This is a genomic window from Candidatus Regiella insecticola LSR1 (genome assembly GCF_000143625.1).
GTDB classification, from domain to species: domain Bacteria; phylum Pseudomonadota; class Gammaproteobacteria; order Enterobacterales; family Enterobacteriaceae; genus Regiella; species Regiella insecticola.
The window spans coordinates 1-1,648 of sequence record NZ_GL379688.1 but is presented as its reverse complement, the minus strand read 5'-3'; the positions used below and the strand labels follow the sequence as shown (position 1 = coordinate 1,648).

1 protein-coding gene and 1 pseudogene are annotated in these 1,648 nt (G+C 36.8%); one reads left to right on the top strand and one right to left on the bottom strand.

Annotated elements, in window-relative coordinates:
* Window positions 1–970: YdgA family protein (locus tag REG_RS09460; RefSeq protein ID WP_218015685.1), on the bottom strand; the 970-nt coding region annotated here is incomplete at its 3' end.
* A 274-nt stretch (window positions 971–1,244) separates the two neighbouring features.
* Between REG_RS09460 and REG_RS12340 the strand changes: the two are divergent.
* Window positions 1,245–1,648, top strand: a pseudogene (locus REG_RS12340) (lyase family protein); the annotation flags it as partial.

The following is a 1,648-nucleotide window of genomic DNA, read 5'->3' as shown; positions in this document are numbered from 1 at the left end:
CTTGTTGTATTGTTTGTAATGCTTCTTGATTATAAGCAATGATGAATTCTTTCATCGCTTTACCATCTATACGATTTAGACTAAGTATTAATTTACCAGAGCCAAAATCATTTCCTTTTATTTTTAATCCGGCTAAAGAATAGTTAAGTTTAGTATTTAAATATTCTTCTGATTCACCAAGGTAGGTATTGAGAATTAACCCTTCCAGCAAAGCAATATTTTTTCCATTAGCGTCTAACGACATCTGTTTAACAGCAAGTTGCTTATCACCTATAGCCAAATCAAATTTACCCTTACTGCTGGTACTTTTTAATGTTATTCCCTGTAAACTATATTTTTCTAACTGATTGTTATGACCTTTGTTAGTAAACAAAAAACTATCACTGCTAGCCTCTAAGGTTACATTACGTAAATCTTTAGAAACATCAGCATTGATAGTTGCACCAGAGAATTGCAGGCTAGCTATTTTCTGTTCAGATTCCATTGGACTGATACTAATGACCGATGCAATATTACCTTGGTAGGGGATATTTGAGATAGCAGTTAATGGTTCTTGACCCTTGGTTATTTCAAATAAAGATGCCATTCTCGGTGTGTTTTCTAATTCAGAATGCACGACCGCCATACTGGGGATGAAATCGAATTTTTTAATTGACTTAACGGGAAAGGGGCCATGGTTAATTTGTTCAACAAACGTAATTTTATCACCTGCTTTCAACCATTTCTCGCCAGGAGAATTCGCATCAGATTGCAAAATATAACGGAAATGACTACTAAATAAGCCCCGTTGATAATCTTGATAAGATAATTGTAAACCAGCTTCAGGCAAGTATTCTTTCAATATTGCATTTGATTGATCAACCATTTTGTCCATACGTTGTTCAATTAATTTCCCCATATACCAAGTGGAGCCGGTCCAAGCTGAACCAACAATTGCCATGATACTGATAGCCACTAATGATTTTTTCATCCTCTTTATCTCATCCTTATTTAATAAATGCATTATCCAATAGACCTCTGTGTAGCGCTATACCCTTCGCCTTTGTGTTGGCTGCGGGTTGTTACCCTCACATGGTATGTCTACGCCCATCGGCCGGCCGCCCTGGCAGCCGAAGGCAACTTCAAAGGCGAAGGGTATATTGCTGGTGTGTCGTTTGAATTATAAATTTCAATGTTATATTGTGTATGAAACGATAGCATATTGACAATAAATTAACGAAGTGAAAAAAATTTAAGGGAAAATAATGAACAAAACTGATATCAAAGAAAAGAATGTTCGTCTTGAAAAAGACTCCATGGGAGAGATAAAAGTGCCTGCAAATCAATTATGGGGCGCACAAACTCAGCGTTCATTGACACATTTTGATATTTCACAGGAGAAAATGCCGCAAGAATTGCTTAATGCATTAGCACAAACCAAGTTGGCAGCAGCGAAAATTAACATGCAGTTAGGCGTGTTAGAAGAAAAAAAGGGAAAGCGATTATTCAAGCTGCTGAAGAAGTAATAAAAGGTGAACATCTAACCGAATTTCCACTATCGATTTGGCAAACAGGCTCAGGCACTCAAACTAACATGAATATGAATGAAGTGCTTGCTAGGCGAGCCAATATCATTCTTGACGAATTTGTAGTACACCCGAATGATGAT